The organism is Chryseobacterium sp. SNU WT5 (genome assembly GCF_007362475.1).
Classification (GTDB): domain Bacteria; phylum Bacteroidota; class Bacteroidia; order Flavobacteriales; family Weeksellaceae; genus Kaistella.
Window position 1 is genome coordinate 1,791,055 of the sequence record NZ_CP041687.1, and the last position, 21,679, is coordinate 1,812,733.

Sequence of the window (21,679 nt, forward strand, 5' to 3'; positions counted from 1 at the left end):
CTCTTCTTTCTAATAAACAACATACTAATAAATACCTTAAAAAAATGAGCGAAGATCTTTTAAATGAAAGTTTCGGAACACTGTCAGAAACGATAAATGGCTTGATCAAAATAGGTTATATCCATGATTTTAATATTCAGGAAGAATGCATTGTATGTCATCAGACGAATGTGAAACTGTCACCAAGTGAATTTCATATTGAGAAAGTATATCGTTTTGAAGGAGAATCGAATCCAGATGATCAGTCAATTTTATATGTCATTTCTTCTCCAAAATTCAACATCAAAGGTACTTTGGTCAATGGATACGGAATTTCATCAGACGAAGCTACGGCAAAGGTGATTGAGAAATTGCAAACGCACCCTGTTCCTGCTTCTCCTGAAAGCAAGTCAAATGAAGCCACACCACTTCGACCGGAAGGAGATCGGGTTATAGATGCACCATTATTGGAAATGAATTTAGATGGTTTTATTACTCAAATAAAAAACGAAGTTACGTGGAAGGAAAGCGACCGAAATTCGTTGACCATTTTCAAATCTAAAACAATGAGAATCGTGTTAATGGGATTGCATGAAAACGCTGAACTAAAACCTCATAAGGCAAATGGAGTAATTAGTGTTCAAGTATTAGAAGGGAAGATAAATTTTAGTGCAGAAGAGCAAAGTTGTATTTTGGAGAAAGGGAAAATGATAGCCTTGCACGAAAATATTGTTCATAGCGTAACTGCATTGAAAGATAGTTTCTTTCTTCTCACCCTTTCTATGAATGCTAAATAGAAGTAAATATCAACATAGAAGTTTAAAAAATAAAATGATATTGCATTAAGAAGTCTTGAGATGCAATATCATTTTTTTATTTTGATGACGAGAAATAAACTTTGAAAACTGCATAATGTATCAGTTAATTAGCAATAAACGACATCGTAAAGTTCCTCTTTAATCCAATCTGTTTTCTCTGGTTTCCAGTTTGCCAGAAGCCAAAGGTCTAAAGGCTTTTTTTCGGTATCGTACGCAGGTTGAATATATGCCTCTTCGATGATTGAAAAACCATTTCTTTCATAGAAAGAAATTCTTCTTTTTGCGTCCTCATTTAGATCTGAAGGTTCAGCTTCTAAAACAATCCGCGAATATCTCTTAATAAGATCTGCAATAATCTGTGAACCATATTTTTTACTTCGGAAATCAGAGAAGATTTCAAAATGTTCCAGGAAAACAAAATCTGTCAGTTCCCAGCAAATGAGATAGCCGACATCTTGAAGGTGATCTAAAACTGCAAAAATTTTCACTTTTGGATTTGCGAATAAAGCACGAAACTGTGGATCACTTCTTCGTTCATCAGCAGGAAATGTCTGACAGTAATTCCTGTAGATTTCTACCGCACGAAAATCATCGCATAAACTGACCTCTAAATATTCCATAGTAAAATATCAAATTTTATACTTGCAAAAAAGTAATGGAGTTGTTATAAATCGAAAACGCTCGGTCGTCTTGTGATGAACATATCTTTGATCCAAAGCGTAAAAGCCAGTCCTAAATAGATCAGAAAGAATACGCCTGCAGTTGCAAAGGTGGAGTAGATGAAAAAAACCCGCAATTTAGAAACTGGAATTCCCAAGGTCGCACCCATTCTGGTGAGCACGCCGAACCATTGTCTTTCGATAGAATGTCTTAAATTATTTAGCATTTCTTTGTGTTGTTATCAACATTCAAAGGTACTTATTTTTGCTTTAATTTTTTAAAAACAGAGAGGTTTTGCCTGTATTTCTAATTTTAAAAGTAAAGAATCATGGCTGTGGAATAGTTTTAGCTGATAGCTAACATCATCAAGCCATCAAAACACTCACGATATGAAAAAATTAGCAATTTTCCTTCTTCTGATTATATTCTCATGTAATAAACAAGAGTCTGTTTCAACTCAACATTCTCCAGACACAACGCAGGCTATTGATGGCAATTTAGGTGAAGCAGATAGTAACTCAGCCGAAAATGGAGTAGTGCAGGTCCCCACTACTGAAAAAACGGACAGTATATCAAAAATATTCCGTGTGGTTGAGGGAAATAAAATTATAAAAACCATTAATGGAGATATGATTCCTCTAAGTATTTATGATGAATTTACCTCGCCGGATGAACAACTGATCATTAAAATCAAAAATTTTCAAGGCAAAGAGATTTCCGGAACTATCAATCCAGAAAGTTCAAAAATGAACATTCGTTTTAACCAAATTAAAATGGCAAATGGGGAATATGATGGACCTTTCGGTCGAGAGCTTTCTTACTTCATCAAAGAAAATGGGGAGATCTGGCTCATTATTGCAAAAAGTAATATGGCCTCAGGGGAGGCAACGGGAAAGTTTACAGTAAGTCTCAGATAAAATCCTTGCATAAAATTGTAATAAGCTAAAATTGAAAACCATCTCGACCTCGAGATGGTTTCTGTTTTTATTATTTCGGATCCTAATTTACCGGTGCTACAAATTTTGCTAAAGATCGTTCTCCTTTCAGCAAAACTAAATGATTTCCGTCGATCTGGAAGCGATCTGCCGTACTTAATACTTTACTAAGTTCTTTCTCCATGGTCATATCTTGACAAGCCATCAACGTGCTCATTCCTACTCCTAGATTTAGACGATTGTTAGACTCAGTAGCAAAAGTTCCCGACATGGTATTACAACCACCGTTGGCAGAATACCGATTGTCAGTATCGGAGAATTGAATGTAGGCCTCTTTTTGCATGCTTTGGCTCGTGCTTGATTTTCCATCTAATTCAATCAATTTCCATTTTCTGTGCAGAATGCTATAATTATCTTTCGACAGAACATATTTTGAAGCCAATGCGCCCGTCATTTTTTTACCTTCTTGGTCCAGTTGCGTCAAAGTATTTTCTCCCACAAAATAACTGGTTACATCGTTTGCTGATTTTAAACTCACTGTATTTCCTTCTTCATTCCAGGTAAAATTCCCACTCGTTTCAAATGGTTTAACGTCTCTTCCTAAATATTCATATACTGTTTTAAAAGTATTGTTTCTCATCAGATAAACCGTAGCCTTTATTCCTTCACAATCTGCACAGGGAATTGTCCCACGATATATTCCATCATAGTCTAATGAATTTTGTGCGGTATGTGCCGGATCGGGAATGGGTGATACTTCCGTATTTTGAACTTTACAAGAATAAAGTACAAAAAGCAAAAATAGAGTGGCCACTGGAATCGAGGTGAGACGTTTTAGAATTTTATTTTTCATAAGGTCAAATTTAATTATTGAAATGGTACCTAAGCAATGGTGTTCCTATTGGTATAGTTTGCAACATCGCAAAATAACAAAGTTTGTTTCCGGTTAAAAATGAAAGAACCATCCTTTATTTAAGGATGGTTTTTCAATTTTCTTTCATCGGGCTTTATTCTGCTACGGCTTCTTTATTAATGAATCTTTCCGCAAGTCCGGTTAGCGTTCCGTTGGTTGCTTTTTCATTGTCAAGTGTTTCTGCTAATAATCTTTCTTCTTCTTTATGTCCCATGTGGCTTGCAAAAACTTTTAAAGTTCCATAAGTTGCAATCTCGTAATGTTCTACTTTTTGAGCAGCCAATACTAAGCCCGCATCTCTGGTCATCGTATCTTTTGCAGTGTCTTCAATAATAGAATGTCCTTCTTTTAGAATTCCAGCCATCGCCTCACATTTTACACCTTCTGCTTTTTCTCATAAACTTTCGAATACTTTTTCCAGGCGGGAAATATGTTGTTTGGTCTCTTCGTGATGCTTGCCAAAGCTTTCTGCTAATTCTTTACCGGTAGATGCTTCCTGCATTTTAGGAAGTTCTTTTAATAATGCATTTTCTGTCCAGTACAAATCTTTTAATTCATCTACAAAAAATTTGTGAAAGTCAGAATTTTTCATTTTTTCGGAAATCATAATATTTTTTTTAATGTTAGTAATGCTATTCTAGACATACTACGCAATATCCCTTCCATAATCTGAACTTGAAAGTTAATCTTATGTTAAACTGCAAAATTGGTATAGTTTCTGAATATGACCCATTAATTAAAAATTACTATTATGAAAAACATATTTTTATCAGCCGTCGTTGCCACTGCAACTATGGTAAGCTGTTCAACAGTTTCTTCAATTTTACAAAATACCTTTCCTTATACTGCAACGGTTTTAGTAACTTCTGGATCCCCAGCGAACACTACTTTATCCGCAGTTTCACCTTCGCAAAGTATTAATCAGCTTACGGGCTCTGGTGCAAATGTGAAAGATATCCGTATTTCCAACGCAACCCTTTCTGTAGGTTCTAATACCAGTGTTGGAATGTTTAAATCAGTGAAAGTTTATCTTTCTACGAATGGTAACAATGAGGTATTAGTTGCTTCCCGTGAAGATATTCCAGATAATGTAGGAAATTCACTTTCATTAGATGTAAGCAGTTCGCAAACATTAGATAATATGATGAAGTCAGGAAGTGTACAGCAAAGATTAGTATATGTATTAAAACAATCTCCTACTTCTGATATTTCTGTAAAAACTTCTGTTGGATTTAGCAGCGTTCCTGTTAATTAAAATTTTAGGAGCCGTACATATAGAGCTTCTTCCACAATCAGTCCGGCTTTCCGTTGCAATCTTTTTTGCTGATATAAAAAAGCATTTGCACTTCAATCCAGGCTAAAACAAATTAAATTTTTCATTAAATATAACCGACGTTAATCGTTGGTTATTTTTTTTATGCATGTCCGTAACTTCGCATAATTTTGTATATTTGTTTGATAATTAAATCATTAAGATGAATATTTTTAGTTTTGGAGCGGAGTTTAGTAGTGAAGAAGATTGTGTGAAGCATTTTAAGAATGAGCGAGATAAAATTGGAGTCTCTTGTAAATGTGGAAAGACAGATTTTTTCTGGATCAAAAGCAGGTTGAGTTATGAATGTAAGTCTTGTAATAAGCGGATTACACTAAGAAGTGGTACCATTTTGGAAAATTCAAATTTGTCCTTTTTAGTTTGGTACAAGGCAATTTTTCTAATGAGCGCTACAAAAAAGGGATTTTCTGCTAAAGAAATGCAAAGGCAATTAGGTTTGAAGCGCTATGAGCCAGTTTGGGCCATGATGCACAAATTGAGAAAAGCGATGGGAAAACGAGATGAAAGATACACTTTAGAGGGCATGATTGAAATGGATGAAGGGTATTTTACAGTTGAATCTAGAGAACTGGAACAAGAGAAAGGGATTCGTGGAAGAGGTGCAGTTGGAAAGCAAAATGTTGCAGTGATGGCGGAATCTACGCCATTAGAAAATATAGAAACGGGAGAGACATCGAAATCTTGTAGATATTTTAAAGCAATAGTATTAGAAGATCATACAGCAGAGGGAATTAATGAGACTATTAAAGAATCTTTGGCAGAATCCAGCATAGTTTTTACAGATCAAAGCACGTCATATGTTGATATATCACAACTTGTAGAAATTCATATTTCAGAAAAATCTTCGAAAGAAACTACAAAAGATACTTTGCGTTGGGTTCACATATTTATCAGTAATGCGAAAAGGAATTTATTAGGAAATTACCACAAAATAAAACGCAAAAACCTTCAACTTTATCTAAATGAGTTTGTTCATAAGTTAAATCGGAGATATTTTGAAGATAAACTGTTCGATAGACTTGTGATAGCAAGCATTACAGGAGTATGATGAAAAACGGATATACATTATTTTTTTTATACGAATTTAAACAGATGAGTTGAAAAGTCTGTAGATTTCCATTTATAGAGTTGTTTTCAATCCAGTTTTGTAAATATCAAATGAAAAAAATTTCTCTGTGTAAATTTGTAAAATTCGTCCGCAAAGATTTAGTATTAATTAACGAAATACTATTCAATTTTATCATTTAATTATAACTGATTAATGCAAAATAAATATAAGTGTTGTTACACTTACCAATCATTTATGGCCGCAGATTTCTATCATCCAAGATCTCCAGTTCTAGCACAGTATATCGAAGGGTTTTACTTTATTCGAACGGATAAGAAATACCCTTTCGAATATTATACCTTTCCTAACAATTATTGCATTTTGTCTTTATTGAACAATGTTGAACTCAACATCACAGGTGGTTTAGTAGAAATAAAAAAATCACAGCATAAAAATCAGATTTCCAGTCTTACCTTCCAGTATCGGGAACCGCTCAATGTTGTTTACTTAGAACCAGTCGAGGAATTGACTATTTATTTTAAGCCAAATGGAATCAACTTTTTCTTTAAAAATATGGAGGATTTTTATCATAAGAAATCGATGTTGAATTTTAATCCCTTTGCAGAGTTTAAAAATTTATTTTTTAAAGTATTTGAAATCTTCGACCGAGATGCTCAGGTTAAATATATCGAAGATCAACTTTTATATCTATTTCAATCAAGTGATGAAGGTTTAATCGAAAATCTTTTAAATGACTTGGAAACCGATTTAGGTATCGAAGAGATTGCTTTTAAAAATGATATTTCCAGACAATATCTGAATCAGTATATCAAATTAAAATTAGGAAAATCGCCATCTGAATTTAGAAAGATTGCTCGTTTTAGGAAATCATTAACAATGATGAAAAACAGAAATACTACGCTTACAGAAGTTTCGTACGAAAATTTATTCTTTGATCAATCACACTTTAATCGTGATTTTAAAGGACTTACTACTTTTTCACCCAAAGAGTTTTTTCAAAATACCGATTTGGAAAAGAATAATGTGTGGTTTATGCTTTAACACATTTTAATTTACATTTTTACAATTTCGTTATAGCGTAGAAGTATATTTTTGCAGATATACTTTTAAACCGATGAAATACTTTTTACTCATTTTCTTTTTTTGTTCGTCTGTGGTTTTTTCTCAAAAGATGAAGCAAACGAAAATCGTGGATGCAGAAACAGGAACTGCAATTCCCAGTGCAAGAATTATCCATGATCATCAAATTTATTATAGCAATGATGATGGTGTTGTTTCCTTACCAAAAGATTCGAAACAATTTGAAGTTTCGGTCGCTGGATATGAATCCTTGAAAAGTCCAAAACAGCAATCTATAATTAAACTAAAGCCACTTTACAGTGATATCGACGAGATTAAAATAGTCTCGATTGATGTTAAGAAAATTTTCACTGATGTTTATAAGAATTATGAAAAGCGTTATTATAATCAACCAGCGATGTACGATGTCACTTATTCTCAAAAAAGATTTGAAAATAATAAAATGAAATTATTGGTAGTAGCAGACGGGAAATTTTGGACCCGAGATGGACAATATAATGCAAAAGAAGCATTTAATGGAAAACATAAAAATTTTGTGCAATTACAAATTGACACCCTGAGATATTTAAAATTGGAAAACAATGACTTTAATATTAAAGTAAAACCACAAAAAGTAAGTCATGAACCTGTCGGAAGTATGTTTTTTGATTATGAACTTTTTTATATGATGCGACGCAGTAAAAATAAAAATGCGGTAACCTCGGGTAAACTACTTTACGAAAATGAATTCGAACAGGAAATTTCTTACAAGATAAAAACTGAAAATAATGAAATCTATAGTGGTAAAATAATTTTCAATAAAAAAGATCGTGCAATTACGTATTATGAAATGAATTTTGATCAAAGGAGTTATAAGCCAAATCAACTAAAAGATGCAGACGGAAATAATTACCAATACCAACCACCGAACGGAACGTATGTTTTTGATTTTTATAAAAGTGGAGAAAAATATGTGCCATCTAAAATTAACATTAAATATGAAGGAATTAAATACACAATGGGTGATAAAGTTTTCGAATATCGAAATGCCAGAGATATCATTTTCAAAAATTTTAAACCTACTGAAGAAATTGGAGTGGAAAATTCCGTTGAAATTAACGGTTATTTCTGGAAAGATATGAAGATCAATGACGACAAAGGACAGGTAGATTTAAGTAAAGAAGAACAAGATTTTATAAATGAAAAAGCAGATGAAAACTAATATTACATTTTTTATTTTACTCTTAAGTTTTTACGCATCAGCGCAAACGCACCGATTCATCTATGACGTTGAATATAAAAAAGATTCAACTTCTCAAATGACCACCAAAGAAAATTACCATCTTGATATTTCTGGTGATGAGGTTCTTTATTATACGAGGGATTTCTTTATTGCAGATTCTTTGATTGTGAATAATTTTCCGTTTCCTAAAGATATGAAACTAAATACTTCAACAATTATTAAACATAAGAAAGGAAGTTCAAGTTTTGAAGAATATGATTTACTCGAAAATACAGTTCTAAATCTCCAAACCACAGATTCCCAAAACTGGTTATTAACCTCTGAAAAAAAGCAGGTAAAAGATTTGACGCTTCAGAAAGCCACAACGAATTGGGGCGGTCGAAACTGGATAGCCTGGTTTGCCAAAGAAATCCCTTTTCAAGAAGGACCATATAAATTCCATGGTTTGCCTGGACTTATTGTTGAAATCGCGGATGATAAAAACAATTACAAATTTTCATTAGTAAAATCTGAAAATATAAAAGAGTCAGCAGAAAACCAATATATTGAAATGGCTTACCAAATGAGCGTTCCGGTTACTTGGCAAAAATTTAAAAACGCGAAAATTAAATTTTATGAATCGCCTATAAATTTTATAAAAAACGGAATTGGAAGTTTAAAAAACAATGAGTTCTATTTAAACGATGGCACAAATGTAAACTCAACGAACAGCCGAGAAGTGAATGAGCGATTAAGGAATACAATTAAAAAATATAATAATCCGATTGAACTGGATAAGGCGATTTTGTATCCCTAAAGTTTCCAAAGTACAGATTTCACATATTCTTTTGAGAAACCTAAAAATTATTTCATTCTAATTGTTCTAATGATAAAGAAGCAAAATGCATTTATCTGTGAAAATCTGTGCAATCCGTGTGAATAATATTTATCATTCCCGCCTGCAATCCAATCTCACATATCTTCCTTAAATTTGTGTTCTAGATATTTTCCCACATGAATGTTTTTGATCTTATTATTCACGATAAAGAGCAGGTTTCTTTAGATGATGTTTTTCTTAATAATTATAATCAGCAAAATATAGAGCAGCTAATCAAAGAATATAAATATGTTGATGAGCTTACAAAGTACGGATTACCTGTTAATAACAAAATTCTTCTGCAAGGACATTCCGGTTGTGGCAAAACTACTACAGCCAAGGCAATCGCAAATGCATTAGGAAAACCCATCTTGATCCTAAATTTGAGCAATGTAGTTTGTTCCAGAATTGGTGAAACTTCCCAAAACCTAAAACAGATTTTCGATAAAGCAACGCGGGAAAAAGCTGTTCTTTTCTTGGATGAATTTGATCAAATAGGAAAAGAGCGAGGTAGTGATGATAAGGATGTTGGCGAAATGAGAAGGTTGGTCAACACCCTTATTCAACTGATTGATTATTTCCCGGAAAATGCCTTGCTAATTGCAGCTACCAATCATGCGGAAATTATTGATACCGCTTTAATGCGGAGATTTCAACTGCGGATTAATTTCGAAATGCCAACTTCTGACATTTTAGATACCTATTACGATAAGATTTTACTGCCATTTCCCGCAGAGATGCAGCATTTCGAAAGACGATATAATATCTCTTTTGCCGAAGCCAAAGATTATGCATTTACCTGTATTAAATCTTTACTTATTGAGCATTTCGAAAAGTTAGATCATCTGGACGAATTAGCCCAAATAGAAAAATCAGTAGAATAATGGCAGAATCAATTGTAGAAAATCTGAAATTTATTCTTCAGCGGATAGAAAATGCCTGTATTGAAAGCGATCGAAATACGAATGAGGTACGGTTGTTGCTTGCTACGAAAACAGTATCTGCAGAAAACATCAAAATTGCAATTAACGCAGGTCAGCCTTTAATAGCAGAAAATAAAGTGCAGGAACTGAAAGAGAAATACGAATCTTTAAAATCTGTTCCTCATGAGAGTCACTTCATTGGGCATCTGCAAACCAACAAAATTAAGGATATTTTAAGGTGCGACGTTAGCTGTATTCAGTCACTCGATCGTTTGGATTTAGCGCAAAAACTGCATCAGAGATTGTTGTATGAGCAAAAAACAATGGATGTTTTAATTCAGGTTAATACTTCCGATGAAGAAAGCAAATTCGGGGTACATCCCGATGACGCTGTTGAACTGATCTGTCAAGTTTCCAAATTTGAAACTTTAAAAATAAAAGGATTGATGACGATTGGTGTATTCAGTGCCGAAACTGAAAAAGTTAGGAAGTGTTTCCGATTGCTCAAACAAATTCAACAGGAAGTAATTGTTCTTGATATTCCAAATGTAGAAATGAAAGAACTCTCAATGGGAATGAGTGGCGATTTAGAAACAGCGATTGAAGAAGGTGCCACAATTGTAAGAGTAGGCACGGCCATCTTTGGACAGAGAATCTATCCAGACAGCTATTACTGGGATGAAAATAAAAAATAACCGACAATTACTGCCGGTTATTACCATTTTAAGATCAAAATTATCTTATTTTTTATTCTTTTTCCCTACGACCATCTTATTAATGCTTTCCAGAATTTTTGCACTTTCATATTTTAAAGCGAATAAATGTTCGCCACTAAATTCCAAAAATTGTTTTGGTTCACTTGCATTAGTAAAGACCGTCACTCCTTGAGCAAAAGGAACATCTTTGTCTTCTTTACTGTGAATAAATAATTTTGGAATTTGATGAATGAGCTTAATATCCTCCTTTGCAGAATAGGGAGAAATGTAACTGTTCAATAAGAAATCTTTAAATTCAGGAGAATAGAATGCCGCAATATCACCAAAAGAAGCCATTGCTCCTTCCAGTACCAATCCACTTATTTCATCTTGATGGTTTTTTGCTAACAGGGTGGCGATTTGTGTTCCGATGGAAGCACCATAAATAACTTTCTTAGTGTTTTTTATTCCCTCTTTTTTCGAAAGTTCTACAAAAAATTTCTCACCGTCTTCCGCGATGTTTTTATGCAAAGGTTTTCCTGTCGATTTTCCATACCCTCTGAAATCTACGAGTACAACTTGAAAATTGTCTTTGACCAAGGGAGTGATAATGGGTGCGTAATAAGAAAGGTTACCACCTGCACCATGAAAATAGAAAATTGTTGCTTTGGGTTTTTGAGCTGGCTTTAGAATGACCGCGGTAATGGTGTCATTTTCTACAGCTAATTTTACCTCTTCAGTATTAGCCCACTCAATTGGTTTTAATTTTTTTTCAGGGTAATAGAATTTATCATCCATTTGTGCTTTCGCAAGATTGAACTGGAGGATGATCAGTAGCAGGAATAAGATTTTTGTTTTCATTTTGATTATTTGTTATACGAAGATATGCGGCATCATTTGTTTTTCAAAAATAATGATACTGAATGGTAAATATTCGATTCTGAACAGTTTTTTTTCAGGGAAAGTGGAATTTTTTCGACCAAAGAAAACCGACATCACTGCCGGTTTTTTTTTAATTAGTACAAAAGTACATCTTATTTCATTTTATTGTCTTACTTTCCTTTTTTGAAAAAAGCAATTCCACATTCCAGGAAGTTTTTAAAATCTTCTTTCGGCATGTAGCCAGAAACAGGAGTGTTAATTACTTTGCCGTCTGGAGAAACCAAAACATAATGGGGCTGCGAATTATTATTAAAGTTGATCTGTTGGAACAAACTCCATTTATCACCAATAGTCTTAATCTTTTTCTTCTGTCCATTGCCCATATCAATTGATGTCTGTTCGCTTTCCGGTAGCGCTTCTTTGTCATCAATATAAAGAGAAACCATAATAACTTCATTTTGCAGTATCGGTAGAATGTCTGGTTCGCTCCAAACATATTCTTCCATTTTTCGGCAGTTTTCACAACCATAACCCGTGAAGTCGATCAACATTGGTTTGTTTTCTTTTTTAGCAATTTCAATGGCTTTGAAGTAATCGTGTTCGGGATGCATTCCAAGGATTCCATCGCCTTCATTATGCAAGTAGCTTACATTAATTGGAGGCAAAATTCCACTTAAATTTTGAAGTCTTGGACGCTCTGCAGGGAATAACCCCTGAACCAGATAAATGATGAAACCAATTCCTAAAACACCAATTATTTTTCTCGTAATAGAAATTTTTGCATTCTTGTCATCATGTGGGAATCTGATTTTTCCGAATAGATAAAGAACTAAACCGATCGAAATCAAGATCCAGATTACAATAAACAATTCTCTTTTCAGTAAGAATGTTTTTGAAACCAGATCTGCTTTTGACAAGAATTTTAAGGCCAAACCTAATTCAATAAATCCTAAAACTACTTTCACGGTATTCATCCAGCCACCAGATTTTGGTAAGCTTTGTAATGCTTGTGGGAATAATGCTAACAATCCGAAGACAATCGCCCAACTTAATCCAAATCCGGCGAGCGCGAAAGTAAGTAACATTGGAATGTTTGCGGAACCAGTAAGAGAACTTCCTAATAAGCTTCCTAAAATTGGTCCTGTACATGAGAATGATACGATCACCAAAGTCAGCGCCATGAAAAAGATCCCTATAATTCCACCTGCATCTTCTGCTTTTGAAGATTTATTAGCAATAGAACTTGGCAGTGTTATATCATAATATCCGAAGAAACTTCCTGCAAAAAATAGAAAGATCAGGAAGAATGCCACATTCAGCCAGACACTAGTGGAGATCTGATTAAAGATATTTCCTGCAATTCCATCAATAATATGGAACGGAACACTTAATAGTACGAAAATTAACAAAATAAAGAATCCATATATAAATGCATCTCTCTTGCCTTTCGCTTTGTCTTTGGACCCTTTTGTAAAGAAAGAAACAGTCAATGGTATCATTGGGAAAACGCAAGGTGTTAACAAAGCGATTAATCCACCGAAAAATCCTAATAATAGATACGTCCAGAAATTTTCTGAATTTTTTTCTTGTGTGATTCCGCAATCTGTTTGTGGGTGAGCGAAGTCTAAAGATTTCACCTTTAACCCATCTTGAGTGGTTGCAACCGGTGCAACAATATTGGTCGCTTCAATATCAGTCGTTCTGATGCTGTCTGCATTTTCGGCGTCAATGGGCGGCGCAAGTACTTCTTCAGGAGTAGTGCTTGTGTCTACCGTTGCGGTTGGCGTTACTTTCTGTTCAAACTCTAAGGTGTTTGGTGCCAAGCAAACTCGGTCATCACAAGTCTGATAGGTGATTTCTGCAACTACATTCGCAGGTTTTGCATTATTCTTAAGTTTGAATTTTTGTTTAAATAAAACTTTATCCGAATAGTAAACGATTTGAGCACCAAATGCTTCCGAAAACTCATCGTGCTTTTTACCTAATTCCTGAACTTTTCCGATGAGGTCAATTCCTTCTTTGGACGTTAGTTTCATTTCGGTTGGAATCCCAGAATCGGGAGGTAGATCTTTTGAATAGATATGCCAGTTTTTATCGATAGAGGCTGTTAAAACAGCTTCATATTCATTGTTTGCTAAAGCATTGACATTGTATTTGAATTTTACCGGATCTTTAATTTGGGCGGTTATCCCTTGAAAAAGGAACAAGAGAATTAAGAGAAACCAATTTTTAAATTTCATATGATTAGATTTTTTGCAATCAGGATTGCTATAGTTTTACAGTGATTATTTCTGCTGATTCGTTATCTGCTAAAAATCGGCGATCTTGGCGCAAAGGAATAATTCCTAGAATTTGCTCATCCGCGTCGCACAAAAGCCAAGTTTTTTGTTGGGCTAAAATAGGTATTTTTTCATCCTTAAAAAATTTTGAGATTTTCTTTTTACCAATCATTCCTATCGGATGAAAAAAATCACCCTCTTTTTTTTGCCTTAATTTTAAAGGTAAGTGGACTTTCTCTTTATTCAATTTCCAAACGACACCTCCTTCACCATTAGTTTTATTATTAAATTGGAAGGGAATATTAATTTCATTTTGAGCATTGCACTCCAAAGTGAACTCTGCATTAGTGATATACGAGGTTTCTGCTGCTAAAGTTTTTATAAAGTACGTTTCGCGATCTATTACTAATTCATATTGGCTGGAAATAAATTTCTTTCCCGTATCTGCTCTGTTGATTTTTTCGATTTCTAAAAGATCCGTAAAGCCATATTTACGTAGAATTTCAAATTGTACAAAAGCAGTTTGTTTCTTAAATGCTTTTTTATCAATACTTAGATATAGCTCATCTTTGGTAGTTATTTTATTTTCGATAGCTGAAATCTGTTCATGCACAAATTTTTTAGTCTGATGTAGATAATTTAGACTTTTACTGAAGTTTTCCAGAAAGTTTTCATTTACTTGTAGTAAGTCAGGGACTATTTTATTCCTAATTTTATTTCTTAAATAATCACTTTTCTGATTGGATAGATCTTCACGAAAATCAATTTGGTTTTGTTTTGCAAAATCATAAATATCTTCTTTAGTAAACCGAAGAAGTGGTCTCAAAAGCTTATTTTCATTGGCTGGAATTCCTGTTAAACCATTTATTCCGGAAGCTTTTGAGAGATTGATGAGAAAGGTTTCTAGTTGGTCATTTAGATGATGTGCAGTAACAATGAAATCCAGATTATATTCCTTTTGAGTTGTTCTGAAAAAATCATAGCGAACAGTTCTCGCCCAATCCTGAATAGAGTTCTCTGGCTTTTTGTCTTTCGCTGTTACCTTATACAAATGCATAGGAATGTTGTTCTGTTTACAGATCTTTTCTACCAATTTTTGGTCCTTCTCAGAATCTTGTGCTCGCAAGCCGTAATTCACATGCGCAACTTCGAAATATAAACCTACTGAATTGAACAGTTGCATCAATACCATCGAGTCGGCACCACCACTTACTGCCAAAAGGTATTTAGACGATTGGTAGTTTGTTTCGAGTTTTGATAGTGATTGCAGGAAAGACTCTGGATTAAGCAATTTTTAAGGTTTTATTAAGGAATATTTAGCAAAGATAATTCTTCTATTGATATTGAAATACCTATTTTTGGTTGATAAAATTGAAAATTATGAGATTAGGAAAAATTGGAGCCGTTTTAGGAATGGCAGTCATGATGACTTCTTGCGTAAGCAAAAAGCAGTTTGATGCCTTGAATACGAATTACAACCAGTGTATCACCAATGTAGGTGAGAGACAACGTGAAATTCAGGATTTAAAAGGGGTTAATGCTGGTTTGACAAGTGAAAATGCTTTGTTGAACCGTCAGAATGATGCTCTAAAAACCTCCCTTGATGCTTGTTTAGCAAATAGTGGAAAAGGGTCTGCCAACATTGATAAACTGATTGGCGAGATTAATTCTTCTAATAAATATATCAAACAGTTGATTTCTACCAACTCCAAAAATGACAGTTTGAATTTAGCGTTATCTAACAAATTGAAACGTTCTTTAGATAATATCGCGGATAATGATGTGCAGGTAAAAGTTCTGAAAGGAGTCGTAATGATCTCTTTGTCTGACAATATGTTGTACAAAACTGGAGATTATAACATTCTGCCAGCAGCTCAGGACGTTTTAGGAAAAGTTGCGAAAGTAATTAATGATTACGATACTTATTCAGTATTGATTGAAGGTAATACGGATAATGTTCCATTAACTTCTAATAACTTACCAAAAGATAACTGGGATTTATCTGCTTTGAGAGCAACTTCAATGGCGAAAGTGCTTCAGTCAAAATTCGGCGTGAATCCAGCCAGAATTACTGCCGGTGGAAGAAGTGAGTATAACCCAAAAACGACCAATGCTTCAGTTTCTGGAAGAGCAGAAAACAGAAGAACAGAAATCATCATTATGCCTAAATTAGATGAATTCATGAAATTGATGGATGTTGCTCCAGTAAAAAACTAAGCAACCATTAAAATAGTACGAAACCTTGTCAGGAATTAAACCCTCGACAAGGTTTTTTGTTTTAAATGTTTAAATTTGATTTAAAATTAATATTAAATGGGTTTTTTTGAAGAACAGCTTCCAGAAATGGATCGTTATTTAGAGGATCATACTTCTGCTGAACCAGAGATTTTGAAAAGGTTACGGAAAGAGACTTTTCAAAAGACAACGCAACCTCACATGATTTCCGGAGCTTTGCAAGGGAGATTATTGTCAATCTTAGCGAAAATCGCGAGGCCGAAAAATATTTTAGAAATTGGAACTTTCACGGGTTATGCAACTTTGTGTCTTGCAGAAGGCTTAGTGAACCAGGGCAGAATAACAACTTTGGATATTAATGAAGAACTCTCTTACCTTCCTAAAAAGTATTTTAACGAAAGTGAATTTTCGACTCAAATAGATTTTCAATTAATAGATGCCCACTTATTTTTGAAAGAAACGGAGGAAGTTTTTGATTTTGTATTCATCGATGCGGATAAAGAAAATTACGTAGAATATTTTAAATTATTAAAGCCAAGAATAGAACGTGGAGCAGTGATTCTCTTTGACAACGTCTTGTGGTATGGGAAAGTTTTAGAAGAAAATCCTAAATTAAAATCTACGCAGATCATAAAAGAACTTAATGAGATCATCTCAAAAGATGAAGATTTCGAAAATCTTATTTTACCTTTGCGTGACGGACTTCACCTAATCAGAAAAAAATAAAACGGTACGATCACTAATGAATAAAGGAATTTGCACAGTTGCAGTTGCGCCACTTCGAGCAGAACAATCTCATCAGTCAGAGATGACCTCGCAACTTCTGTATGGGGAAACTGCAGATATTTTGGAAACTGATGGAAAATTTCTAAAGGTTAGGATGCATTATGATGATTACCAAGGATGGGTAGATGCACAGCAAATGGGTAAGATATCAGACGAATATTTTGAGAAAAGACGTACAAAGCTCGTCAATAATATATTTGAAACGTATAATACATCACAGGGTAAAATGCTGCTTTCTATGGGTAGTGAAGTGAATTCTGAAATGGGAAGTGCTCCAGTCTTAACAAGTAAAAGTATTTCAGAAACAGCACTGCAATTTTTGAATGTGCCTTATCTTTGGAGTGGCCGAAGTTTTTTCGGCGTAGACTGCAGCGGATTTGTTCAGTTAATTTATAAAACTCACGGCATTGTTTTACCTAGAGATGCTTATCAACAGGCAGAATTAGGAGAGGTTTTGAGTTTTGTGGAAGAGAGTAAACCTGGGGATTTAGCATTTTTTGAAAATGAAGATGGTCTAATATCACACGTAGGATTAATGCTGAACAATAGCGAGATCATTCACTCCTTTGGGAAAGTGAGAATAGATCCTTTGGATTCTACCGGAATATTTAATAAAGACCTGAATAAGCATACCCATAAATTGCGTTTTTTGCGCAGCATTTTTTAAAAATGAAATATATGCTTACTTTTAGAGCAGATCTTTATTTTTTGTATCATGAAAAAACTTCCTTTTTATCTTAAGATTACTTCTTTTTGTCTGCTGATTTTTATTTGGGATTATATTTTCATTCATTACCGTGAGTTACCAAAGATTATTCCTATACATTTTGACTTTCATGGAAATCCTGATGGCTTCGCACCCAAAATGATGATTTGGGTATTAGCAGGAATTGCAACATTTCTTTATCTTTTGCTTTATTTGGTTTCAAAGAATAAAAACTCAAGCTTACTCAATATGCCTCAGAATGTAAAAGACTCAGTCAATGCTTCTTTAATAATAGATTCTATGAACTTGGTAGTGATGCTTATGTTAGCAGTTATCAGTTCAGAAAGTATTTCGGTTGGACTAGGAAAAGCGGATGGTTTAAGTCCAATCATTAATTATTTAGTTATTCTGTTAATTGTAGGAGTTGTAGGAATTTTGATTTATTCCAATATTATTTCTAAAAGAGATCGTTCCCAAAATTCTACAAATTGAAATTCATTTACAATATATTTATTCGACTTCTAATTTCAGCCATGCGTGTTGGAGCTATCTTTAATTATAAATTAAAGAAAGGATTAGCTGGAAGAAGACAGAGTTGTACGATCGTACAATCGAAATTCTCATCTGAAGATCGGGTGATCTGGATGCATGCTGCGAGTTTGGGCGAGTATGAACAGGGGCTACCGGTCCTTGAAAAAATGAAGGTTAAGTTCCCAAATCATAAAATCCTTATTACTTTTTTTTCTCCTTCCGGTTATGATAATGTGATTAAGAAAAATACAATTGCAGACGTAATTTGCTATCTTCCGTTTGATACTGAAGAATGGGTGAAAGAATTTACAGCTCATTTTAAAACCGATCTATTTTTCACGGTAAAATATGAATATTGGTATCACCTTTTACAGGAACTCAAAAAACAGGGAGCACAGATTTATGTAGTTTCTGCTTTATTTTATGAAACGCAAGTGTTCTTTAAAGCGTACGGAGCCTGGTTTGTGAGACAGTTAAAGAAAAACGTGGATTGGTTTTTTCATCAAACTTCGCATTCTACCGCATTAGCAAAAGGAATTGGATTAAAAAATTCTTCTACTGCTGGTGATACCCGATATGATCGGGTTCGTCAACTTCGCGAAAGAGACAACTCGGTTGACTTTATCAAGGAATTTAAACAGGATTTTAAGACAATCATATTCGGGAGCTCATGGGAGGCAGAGGAACGTTTGGCAGAGATCATTTTTTCACAAAACAAAAATATTAAATTAATTATTGCGCCTCATGATTTAAAAAGAGTAGCGCATTTACAATCAATTTTTCCGTCTGCAATTTTATATTCCCAGATTATTGAAAATAGCTCGTTACACTTTTTCAACGTAAGGATTCTGATTATTGATTGTATCGGCTTGCTTTCTAAACTCTATTCTTATGGCGATTTAGCAATTATTGGCGGTGGCTTCCATTCGAAGGGCCTTCATAATATTTTAGAAGCTGCTACATTTGGAATTCCGGTCTTCTTTGGCCATCAGTACACCAAGAATCCAGAAGCAGATGAATTAATTGCCAGAAATGGAGGTAAGGCTTTTGAAGATGAATTTTTTGCAGCACCCTATCTTTTGAATTTATTAAACGATGATGTCTCTCTCGCAAGGATGGGAAATAACGCCCGTAACTTTATTGAAGAACAGCCTATTGCGTCTGAAATAATCGTGGAACAAATTGTCAGGAAGCAACAGCTTTAAAATTATTTTGTAACCTTTTGATTAGTGTTGAACTCTATTAAAGTAGAAATCAATTATTAATATAAATAAAACAAAATGGACTCAACAGCCGTAAAATCTCACGTCGCACCTATCTTTAATCTTTTAAAATTAACCTTCACCGTCGTTCCGATTGTGGCAGGGCTTGACAAATTTTGCAATATTCTGTGTGACTGGACCCAATATATCAATCCGATGATGTTGGATTTATTACCGTTTTCAGGAGCTACTTTTATGATGATTGTTGGTGTAATCGAGATTGTTGCTGGGATTTTAGTTTTTATGAAACCTAAAATTGGTGGATTAATAGTTTCGGCTTGGTTAACGCTAATTGCTTTAACTTTGTTAGTAGGATGGAAGTATGCCGACGTCGCGGTTAGAGATTTAGTAATGGCGATATCTGCGTTTTCGATGGCGAGATTAGCAGTGATTTTCGATAATAAATAATATTAATGAATACAAACGCTCAATACTCAGATCAGGAATTGATTCAAAGGATTCTTAATAAAGAAACTGCACTGTTCGAATTAATCATCAGACGAAATAATCCGTATTTATATCGGATTGGAAAGATGTATCGGTTCAGTCATGAAGATACGCAAGACTTAATGCAGGACTCTTATGTTCAGGCTTATACGCATCTTTATCAATTTAAAAATAAATCGTCTTTTCGAACCTGGCTTTCGAAGATTATGGTGAATGAATGTTATCGAAAATCTCAGAAATGGACTTCGAAAAATGTAGAATCGCTTGAAAACAATACTCCCGCTTTTGAAAAATTAAGCAGTGTAGAAACCGCTCATAATGTTATGAATACAGAATTAAATTCAGTGATAGAAAAAGCTTTACTCCATATTCCGGAGGATTACAGAACCGTATTTACGTTAAGGGAAATTAATGGACTAAGTGTCGCTGAAACATCGGAGATTTTATCAATTACCGAAAGCAACGTCAAAGTTCGACTCAATAGAGCCAAAACCTATCTACGAGCAGAGATTGAAAAATTCTATAACAAGGAAGAGATTTTCGAATTTAATTTAATCTATTGCGATGCAATGGTGGATCGTGTGATGAAGGCAATTTCTTAGTTATTACTTCAACAAACCTTCTGCTTTAATTCCTTTTAAAATTAAATCAATATTATCTGGAATGTTATCGGCTTCTAGCCAGTTTAAAAATAATCCATTATGCAATGCCAGTTCTTCCAAACCTTTACTTCCTAATATTTGCTGATGAACAGCGCTGTAATTTTCCCGTAAATCCAAAAAATAATCAGGATCCAACTTTAAAGTTAAGACCAAAGATCTAAAGATTTTGTTCAGTAAGTAAATATATAATTTATAATGATCGTGAGTTTTGGGTAAATGGCTTAATGTCTCACTGACTAATAAAAGAGTCAACGAAACTTCTCCAAATTTATCGGTGGTAATTTTGACGTGTTCTGTTATTTTCGCACTAATTTTTCGAATGCTTGGTAGAAAATATTTAGTTCGTCCAAACCTTTTTGCGGCTTGCTTAACTTCATTTTTAATAAGTTCTTCCATTTGATTTCGTTTGTCATCGGCAGTTTCTTCATCAATCAATTCGAAATAGAGACGGTGTGATAAAATTCTGTCTTTTTTCAGCAAACGAATAATGAGTTTGTCTTTTTCCTGAGAGGAGAAATTGGAAATCGCTTCCTTAAATTCTTTCGAATATTCCATTAATTAAATATTTTTGAATATTTCATAAATCCGTTCAAAGCCCAATTAGTAGTATAGTACCAAGATTTTAGCGTAGAAAACTTCATGTGATTTTTATATACTAAATATTGATCCTTCATAATATTGGTTTTTCTTCGCGAAATACTGGTGGCGTGCATTCTATATTTTGCCATTGTTTTTGGCAGAGGCTTTCCGACCGGAATTTTCTTCAATAAGTTCAGCCACATCACGTGATCTTCTCGTTTACTTCCTGGTGGAAAAAACTCTTTACCAACTCTTTCAGAATCGTACATCGAACTTAATAATGATAAACGGCAAGTTTTTAATAAGTTATCAAAAGTTACTTCTTTGTCTGCCTGAAAATCTGCAATCTTAGGAGTTAAGTCTTCATCGCATCTTGCATAGTTTGAATAGGCAAGTTCTGCTTTTTCTTTTTTCATGAATGAAACCATTTCCTCTAAAAAATTTGGTTCCCAATAATCATCAGCATCTAAAAAAGTGATGTATTTGCCAGTGGCTTTTTCTAAAGATAAATTGCGGGCGTGGCCAGCACCGCCATTTTTTTCTGCAATCGTGAGAATAATTCTCGGGTCATTAATTTTCATGATAATTTCAACAGAATCATCCGACGAACAATCATCAGTAATCAGCCATTCCCAATCGGTAAATGATTGGTTAGTAACTGATTGAATGGTCTCGTTTAAAAAATTTGCTGAATTATAACAAGGAGTAATAATTGAAACTTCGGGCATTTTATAATGTATTTCAAAGCAAAGATAATTGAATATTATACAAATGCTAAAAATTAAATGGCATAAAACTTGGCTCATATGCAGTACATAACAAAATTT

General features: G+C 34.0%; 24 protein-coding genes and 1 pseudogene. 16 read left to right on the forward strand and 9 right to left on the reverse strand.

Annotated elements, in window-relative coordinates; translation table 11 throughout:
* The first annotated feature begins 44 nt into the window (after nucleotides 1-44).
* Nucleotides 45-776: a cupin domain-containing protein gene (locus FNJ88_RS08555; protein WP_143852783.1), complete on the forward strand. Its 732-nt coding sequence runs from the start codon at nucleotides 45-47 to the stop codon at nucleotides 774-776.
* A 128-nt stretch (nucleotides 777-904) separates the two neighbouring features.
* On the opposite strand, the gene FNJ88_RS08560 is transcribed toward FNJ88_RS08555, so the two are convergent.
* Nucleotides 905-1,417 carry a GNAT family N-acetyltransferase gene (locus FNJ88_RS08560; RefSeq protein ID WP_143852784.1) on the reverse strand — a complete coding sequence of 171 codons (513 nt, stop codon included), beginning with the start codon at nucleotides 1,415-1,417 and terminating at the stop codon, nucleotides 905-907.
* A gap of 44 nt (nucleotides 1,418-1,461) precedes the next feature.
* Nucleotides 1,462-1,683 carry a PspC family transcriptional regulator gene (locus FNJ88_RS08565; protein WP_143852785.1) on the reverse strand — a complete coding sequence of 74 codons (222 nt, stop codon included), beginning with the start codon at nucleotides 1,681-1,683 and terminating at the stop codon, nucleotides 1,462-1,464.
* Between the two features lie 163 nt (nucleotides 1,684-1,846).
* Between FNJ88_RS08565 and FNJ88_RS08570 the strand changes: the two genes are divergently transcribed.
* Entirely contained in the window at nucleotides 1,847-2,374 is a 528-nt protein-coding gene (locus FNJ88_RS08570) for a hypothetical protein (protein WP_143852786.1), read from the forward strand.
* A gap of 82 nt (nucleotides 2,375-2,456) precedes the next feature.
* Here the strand turns inward: FNJ88_RS08570 and FNJ88_RS08575 are convergent, their stop codons facing one another.
* Both FNJ88_RS08575 and FNJ88_RS08580 read right to left on the reverse strand, forming a co-directional pair.
* Nucleotides 2,457-3,245 carry a copper resistance protein NlpE N-terminal domain-containing protein gene (locus tag FNJ88_RS08575; protein WP_143852787.1) on the reverse strand — a complete coding sequence of 263 codons (789 nt, stop codon included), beginning with the start codon at nucleotides 3,243-3,245 and terminating at the stop codon, nucleotides 2,457-2,459.
* Between the two features lie 154 nt (nucleotides 3,246-3,399).
* Nucleotides 3,400-3,912 (reverse strand): annotated as a pseudogene (locus FNJ88_RS08580) (ferritin-like domain-containing protein).
* A 144-nt stretch (nucleotides 3,913-4,056) separates the two neighbouring features.
* On the opposite strand from FNJ88_RS08580, the gene FNJ88_RS08585 reads away from it, so the two are divergent.
* The 7 genes from FNJ88_RS08585 to FNJ88_RS08615 all read left to right on the forward strand — a co-directional run bounded on the left by FNJ88_RS08585 (nucleotide 4,057) and on the right by FNJ88_RS08615 (nucleotide 10,483).
* Nucleotides 4,057-4,560 carry a hypothetical protein gene (locus tag FNJ88_RS08585; protein ID WP_143852788.1) on the forward strand — a complete coding sequence of 168 codons (504 nt, stop codon included), beginning with the start codon at nucleotides 4,057-4,059 and terminating at the stop codon, nucleotides 4,558-4,560.
* Nucleotides 4,561-4,780: 220 nt separating this feature from the next.
* Nucleotides 4,781-5,686 (forward strand): IS1595 family transposase, encoded by a 906-nt coding sequence (locus FNJ88_RS08590; protein ID WP_143852789.1) that lies wholly within the window; start codon nucleotides 4,781-4,783, stop codon nucleotides 5,684-5,686.
* Nucleotides 5,687-5,899: 213 nt separating this feature from the next.
* On the forward strand, nucleotides 5,900-6,748 hold the full coding sequence (locus FNJ88_RS08595; RefSeq protein WP_143852790.1) for a helix-turn-helix domain-containing protein: 849 nt from the start codon (nucleotides 5,900-5,902) through the stop codon (nucleotides 6,746-6,748).
* Nucleotides 6,749-6,878: 130 nt separating this feature from the next.
* Entirely contained in the window at nucleotides 6,879-7,988 is a 1,110-nt protein-coding gene (locus tag FNJ88_RS08600) for a hypothetical protein (RefSeq protein ID WP_143852791.1), read from the forward strand.
* On the forward strand, nucleotides 7,978-8,805 hold the full coding sequence (locus FNJ88_RS08605; RefSeq protein ID WP_185145796.1) for a GLPGLI family protein: 828 nt from the start codon (nucleotides 7,978-7,980) through the stop codon (nucleotides 8,803-8,805). Before FNJ88_RS08600 ends, FNJ88_RS08605 begins: the two co-directional genes overlap by 11 nt.
* A gap of 197 nt (nucleotides 8,806-9,002) precedes the next feature.
* Nucleotides 9,003-9,749, forward strand: coding sequence for an AAA family ATPase (locus FNJ88_RS08610; RefSeq protein WP_143852793.1), 747 nt, complete (start codon nucleotides 9,003-9,005; stop codon nucleotides 9,747-9,749).
* The gene (locus tag FNJ88_RS08615; protein ID WP_143852794.1) at nucleotides 9,749-10,483 is read left to right on the forward strand and encodes a YggS family pyridoxal phosphate-dependent enzyme; all 735 of its coding nucleotides are present in this window, start codon (nucleotides 9,749-9,751) and stop codon (nucleotides 10,481-10,483) included. Before FNJ88_RS08610 ends, FNJ88_RS08615 begins: the two co-directional genes overlap by 1 nt.
* Before the next feature lie 45 nt (nucleotides 10,484-10,528).
* Here the strand turns inward: FNJ88_RS08615 and FNJ88_RS08620 are convergent, their stop codons facing one another.
* The 3 genes from FNJ88_RS08620 to tilS all read right to left on the reverse strand — a co-directional run bounded on the left by FNJ88_RS08620 (nucleotide 10,529) and on the right by tilS (nucleotide 14,935).
* Nucleotides 10,529-11,344 carry an alpha/beta hydrolase gene (locus FNJ88_RS08620; RefSeq protein ID WP_143852795.1) on the reverse strand — a complete coding sequence of 272 codons (816 nt, stop codon included), beginning with the start codon at nucleotides 11,342-11,344 and terminating at the stop codon, nucleotides 10,529-10,531.
* Nucleotides 11,345-11,535: 191 nt separating this feature from the next.
* Complete coding sequence (locus FNJ88_RS08625) at nucleotides 11,536-13,605, reverse strand: protein-disulfide reductase DsbD family protein (RefSeq protein WP_143852796.1); 2,070 nt, start codon at nucleotides 13,603-13,605, stop codon at nucleotides 11,536-11,538.
* 28 nt (nucleotides 13,606-13,633) lie between these two features.
* Nucleotides 13,634-14,935 carry a tRNA lysidine(34) synthetase TilS gene (gene tilS / locus FNJ88_RS08630; protein ID WP_228414503.1) on the reverse strand — a complete coding sequence of 434 codons (1,302 nt, stop codon included), beginning with the start codon at nucleotides 14,933-14,935 and terminating at the stop codon, nucleotides 13,634-13,636.
* 89 nt (nucleotides 14,936-15,024) lie between these two features.
* Between tilS and FNJ88_RS08635 the strand changes: the two genes are divergently transcribed.
* The 7 genes from FNJ88_RS08635 to FNJ88_RS08665 all read left to right on the forward strand — a co-directional run bounded on the left by FNJ88_RS08635 (nucleotide 15,025) and on the right by FNJ88_RS08665 (nucleotide 20,213).
* On the forward strand, nucleotides 15,025-15,861 hold the full coding sequence (locus tag FNJ88_RS08635) for an OmpA family protein (protein WP_143852797.1): 837 nt from the start codon (nucleotides 15,025-15,027) through the stop codon (nucleotides 15,859-15,861).
* A gap of 96 nt (nucleotides 15,862-15,957) precedes the next feature.
* The gene (locus FNJ88_RS08640; RefSeq protein ID WP_143852798.1) at nucleotides 15,958-16,605 is read left to right on the forward strand and encodes an O-methyltransferase; all 648 of its coding nucleotides are present in this window, start codon (nucleotides 15,958-15,960) and stop codon (nucleotides 16,603-16,605) included.
* A 16-nt stretch (nucleotides 16,606-16,621) separates the two neighbouring features.
* Nucleotides 16,622-17,332 carry a C40 family peptidase gene (locus tag FNJ88_RS08645; protein WP_143852799.1) on the forward strand — a complete coding sequence of 237 codons (711 nt, stop codon included), beginning with the start codon at nucleotides 16,622-16,624 and terminating at the stop codon, nucleotides 17,330-17,332.
* A gap of 48 nt (nucleotides 17,333-17,380) precedes the next feature.
* Nucleotides 17,381-17,863: a DUF1648 domain-containing protein gene (locus FNJ88_RS08650; RefSeq protein WP_143852800.1), complete on the forward strand. Its 483-nt coding sequence runs from the start codon at nucleotides 17,381-17,383 to the stop codon at nucleotides 17,861-17,863.
* The gene (locus FNJ88_RS08655) at nucleotides 17,860-19,107 is read left to right on the forward strand and encodes a 3-deoxy-D-manno-octulosonic acid transferase (protein WP_143852801.1); all 1,248 of its coding nucleotides are present in this window, start codon (nucleotides 17,860-17,862) and stop codon (nucleotides 19,105-19,107) included. The genes FNJ88_RS08650 and FNJ88_RS08655 overlap by 4 nt, the downstream gene beginning before the upstream one ends.
* Before the next feature lie 75 nt (nucleotides 19,108-19,182).
* A complete protein-coding gene (locus tag FNJ88_RS08660) occupies nucleotides 19,183-19,572 on the forward strand; it encodes a hypothetical protein (RefSeq protein ID WP_143852802.1) in 390 nt (129 codons plus the stop codon).
* A gap of 5 nt (nucleotides 19,573-19,577) precedes the next feature.
* Complete coding sequence (locus tag FNJ88_RS08665) at nucleotides 19,578-20,213, forward strand: sigma-70 family RNA polymerase sigma factor (protein ID WP_143852803.1); 636 nt, start codon at nucleotides 19,578-19,580, stop codon at nucleotides 20,211-20,213.
* A 3-nt stretch (nucleotides 20,214-20,216) separates the two neighbouring features.
* On the opposite strand, the gene FNJ88_RS08670 is transcribed toward FNJ88_RS08665, so the two are convergent.
* Nucleotides 20,217-20,828, reverse strand: coding sequence for a deoxyuridine 5'-triphosphate nucleotidohydrolase (locus FNJ88_RS08670; protein ID WP_143852804.1), 612 nt, complete (start codon nucleotides 20,826-20,828; stop codon nucleotides 20,217-20,219).
* Nucleotides 20,828-21,580, reverse strand: a complete 753-nt coding sequence (locus FNJ88_RS08675) for a glycosyltransferase family 2 protein (RefSeq protein WP_143852805.1) — start codon at nucleotides 21,578-21,580, stop codon at nucleotides 20,828-20,830. The genes FNJ88_RS08670 and FNJ88_RS08675 overlap by 1 nt, the downstream gene beginning before the upstream one ends.
* Nucleotides 21,581-21,679: the final 99 nt, after the last annotated feature.

Coding starts and splice junctions, on each gene's coding strand:
- FNJ88_RS08660 (WP_143852802.1), top strand. CDS start 19,183: ATGGACTCAACAGCCGTAAAATCTCACGTCGCACCTATCTTTAATCTT.
- FNJ88_RS08600 (WP_143852791.1), top strand. CDS start 6,879: ATGAAGCAAACGAAAATCGTGGATGCAGAAACAGGAACTGCAATTCCC.
- FNJ88_RS08610 (WP_143852793.1), top strand. CDS start 9,003: ATGAATGTTTTTGATCTTATTATTCACGATAAAGAGCAGGTTTCTTTA.
- FNJ88_RS08595 (WP_143852790.1), top strand. CDS start 5,900: ATGCAAAATAAATATAAGTGTTGTTACACTTACCAATCATTTATGGCC.
- FNJ88_RS08665 (WP_143852803.1), top strand. CDS start 19,578: ATGAATACAAACGCTCAATACTCAGATCAGGAATTGATTCAAAGGATT.
- FNJ88_RS08650 (WP_143852800.1), top strand. CDS start 17,381: ATGAAAAAACTTCCTTTTTATCTTAAGATTACTTCTTTTTGTCTGCTG.
- FNJ88_RS08605 (WP_185145796.1), top strand. CDS start 7,978: ATGAAAACTAATATTACATTTTTTATTTTACTCTTAAGTTTTTACGCA.
- FNJ88_RS08635 (WP_143852797.1), top strand. CDS start 15,025: ATGAGATTAGGAAAAATTGGAGCCGTTTTAGGAATGGCAGTCATGATG.
- FNJ88_RS08585 (WP_143852788.1), top strand. CDS start 4,057: ATGAAAAACATATTTTTATCAGCCGTCGTTGCCACTGCAACTATGGTA.
- FNJ88_RS08570 (WP_143852786.1), top strand. CDS start 1,847: ATGAAAAAATTAGCAATTTTCCTTCTTCTGATTATATTCTCATGTAAT.
- FNJ88_RS08565 (WP_143852785.1), bottom strand. CDS start 1,683: ATGCTAAATAATTTAAGACATTCTATCGAAAGACAATGGTTCGGCGTG.
- FNJ88_RS08555 (WP_143852783.1), top strand. CDS start 45: ATGAGCGAAGATCTTTTAAATGAAAGTTTCGGAACACTGTCAGAAACG.
- FNJ88_RS08560 (WP_143852784.1), bottom strand. CDS start 1,417: ATGGAATATTTAGAGGTCAGTTTATGCGATGATTTTCGTGCGGTAGAA.
- FNJ88_RS08620 (WP_143852795.1), bottom strand. CDS start 11,344: ATGAAAACAAAAATCTTATTCCTGCTACTGATCATCCTCCAGTTCAAT.
- FNJ88_RS08615 (WP_143852794.1), top strand. CDS start 9,749: ATGGCAGAATCAATTGTAGAAAATCTGAAATTTATTCTTCAGCGGATA.
- FNJ88_RS08590 (WP_143852789.1), top strand. CDS start 4,781: ATGAATATTTTTAGTTTTGGAGCGGAGTTTAGTAGTGAAGAAGATTGT.
- FNJ88_RS08670 (WP_143852804.1), bottom strand. CDS start 20,828: ATGGAATATTCGAAAGAATTTAAGGAAGCGATTTCCAATTTCTCCTCT.
- FNJ88_RS08675 (WP_143852805.1), bottom strand. CDS start 21,580: ATGCCCGAAGTTTCAATTATTACTCCTTGTTATAATTCAGCAAATTTT.
- FNJ88_RS08625 (WP_143852796.1), bottom strand. CDS start 13,605: ATGAAATTTAAAAATTGGTTTCTCTTAATTCTCTTGTTCCTTTTTCAA.
- FNJ88_RS08575 (WP_143852787.1), bottom strand. CDS start 3,245: ATGAAAAATAAAATTCTAAAACGTCTCACCTCGATTCCAGTGGCCACT.
- FNJ88_RS08640 (WP_143852798.1), top strand. CDS start 15,958: ATGGGTTTTTTTGAAGAACAGCTTCCAGAAATGGATCGTTATTTAGAG.
- FNJ88_RS08645 (WP_143852799.1), top strand. CDS start 16,622: ATGAATAAAGGAATTTGCACAGTTGCAGTTGCGCCACTTCGAGCAGAA.